This window comes from Streptomyces roseus, assembly GCF_001044425.1.
Classification (GTDB): domain Bacteria; phylum Actinomycetota; class Actinomycetes; order Streptomycetales; family Streptomycetaceae; genus Streptomyces; species Streptomyces roseus.
The window spans coordinates 42,764-44,922 of sequence record NZ_LFML01000156.1 but is presented as its reverse complement, the minus strand read 5'-3'; the positions used below and the strand labels follow the sequence as shown (position 1 = coordinate 44,922).

1 protein-coding gene and 1 pseudogene are annotated in these 2,159 nt (G+C 71.5%); both read right to left on the bottom strand.

Annotation, left to right across the window (positions count from 1 at the left end; all coding sequences use genetic code 11):
* The coding region (gene lgt / locus ACS04_RS31875; RefSeq protein ID WP_063839334.1) for a prolipoprotein diacylglyceryl transferase at nucleotides 1–949 on the bottom strand (949 nt) is incomplete at its 3' end.
* Nucleotides 950–1,237: 288 nt separating this feature from the next.
* Nucleotides 1,238–2,029, bottom strand: a pseudogene (locus ACS04_RS31870) (DsbA family protein); the annotation flags it as partial.
* Nucleotides 2,030–2,159 lie beyond the last annotated feature (130 nt).

Here is a 2,159-nt window from a genome sequence, read left to right as displayed (position 1 = left end):
CGGTCGCGGCCTGCGGGCCTCCCGGCGCAGGCGCCCCCGCCTCGGCAGCGTCGTCGGCACCGGCCTTGGGCTCGGATTGCCCGTCCGCGGGGTCCTTCGCCTCGTCCTTGGTCGCGGGGTCGGATGCCGCGGGCCCGCGGTCCGGCTCCACGACCTCCTCGCGGCCCGGCCGCAGCTTCGCCGACAGCACGAGGTAGACCACGGCGAGGATGAAGACCACGATCGAGGTCCACACGTTCAGCCGGACACCGAGGATGTGGTGGGCCTCGTCGACCCGCATGTACTCGATCCAGCCGCGGCCCACGCAGTACGCGGCGACGTACAGGGCGAACGCCCGGCCGTGTCCGAGCTTGAAGCGGCGGTCGGCCCAGATCACGAGCCCGGCGACGCCGAGGCACCACAGCGACTCGTACAAGAAGGTCGGGTGGTAGGTCCCGGCGACCCGGTTGGGGCCGTTGCCGATCTCGACCGCCCAGGGCAGGTCGGTGGCCCGGCCGTACAGCTCCTGGTTGAACCAGTTGCCCCAGCGGCCGCAGGCCTGGGCCAGCGCGATACCGGGCGCCAGGGCGTCGGCCCAGGCCGGCAGCGGGATGCCCCGCAGGCGACAGCCGATCCAGGCGCCCACCGCGCCCAGCGCGATCGCGCCCCAGATGCCGAGGCCGCCCTCCCAGATCTTGAAGGCGTCGACCCAGTTGCGGCCCTCGCCGAAGTACAGCTGGTAGTCGGTGATCACGTGGTAGAGGCGACCGCCGACCAGACCGAACGGCACGGCCCACACGGCGATGTCCGCGACCGTGCCCGGCTGTCCACCGCGCGCGATCCACCGCTTGTTGCCGAGCCAGACGGCGACGAAGACGCCGATGATGATGCAGAACGCGTAGCCACGCAGCGGGATCGGTCCGAGATGGATCACGCCGGTCGAGGGGCTGGGGATATAGGCAAGGTTCATGGCAGAGCCGACGCTACCCTGCCGGGCGGTACGGACCGCAACCCGCCCGGCAACCTGGCGCCAAATCGAGACGGGGGCTCAGTCCTCGCCGTCCCCCTTCGCGGCCCCGGCCGAACCGGCCCGTGAGCCCGCCGCGGCGGAGGAGGACTTCGCCCCGGCCGGGGAGGAGGCCGAGGACGAGAGGGAACCCGAGGTCTTGGACCCCTTCGCGGCGGCGCTCGGCGAGGCGGAGTGCGAAGCCGAGGGCGAGGGCGACGCGGACGCGGAGCCCGGGGCGGTACCGCCGCTGCCCTTCGCCGCGGCCTCCACCTGCTCCTTGAGCTTCTGCGGGGTCACCGGGTTGGCCTGGTCGGCGAAGATGTCCTTGCCGTTCAGCAGCACGGCCGGGGTGCCCCGGAACTTCCCGGCGCGGAAGGCCTCGTAGGACTTGTTCACCCAGCTGTTGTGGGTGCCGTCCTCGACGCACTTGCGGAACTCGGGGGTGACCAGCCCGTCCACCTTGCCCGCCAGCTCCAGCAGCTTCCCGTTGTTCCCGTACGCGTCGTCCGTCTCCTGCGGCTGGTTCTCGAACAGGACGTCGTGGTACGCGGGGAACTTCCCGGCATCCTGAGCGCAGGCGGCCGCGTTGGCGCCCTTCAGCGAACCGCTGCCGCCCATGTTCCCGTCGATCAGGGTGACCAGGTGGTAGTCGACCTTGAGCAGGCCCTTGGCCTCCAGCTCGTGGATCGTGTCCCGGTAGTTGGTCTCGAAGGCCTTGCAGGCTGGGCAGCGGAAGTCCTCCCACACCGTCAGCGTGGACTTGGCCTCCGGCTTTCCGGCCTGGATGGCGAGCGCGTCCTTGCCCGTGGCCCCCGAGGGGGCGGTCACCGGGCCCGCGGCGCCGGACTTGTCGCCCTTGTTGGTGTTGGCCGCGATCAGGCCGACGACGGCCGCCAGGCCGAGGACGCCGACCACGGCCGACGCCACGATGAGGGTCCGCCGCCGCTTCTCCCGCTTCTTCTCGCGCTCGCGCTCCACCTGGAGCCGCTCGCGGGCCGATCGTTTCGCTTCGCGGTTCACACCGTCGTTCTTCTCGGTCACGTTCGGCCAAACGAAGCGGGGAGGCACTCGCGTGCCTCCCCGCTCCCACTTCCACCCGATCGGACTACAGAACCCGCTCAGGGGTTCGCGGCGCCGATCGAACGCACCGGCCCCGCGGCGGCCCTCAGCT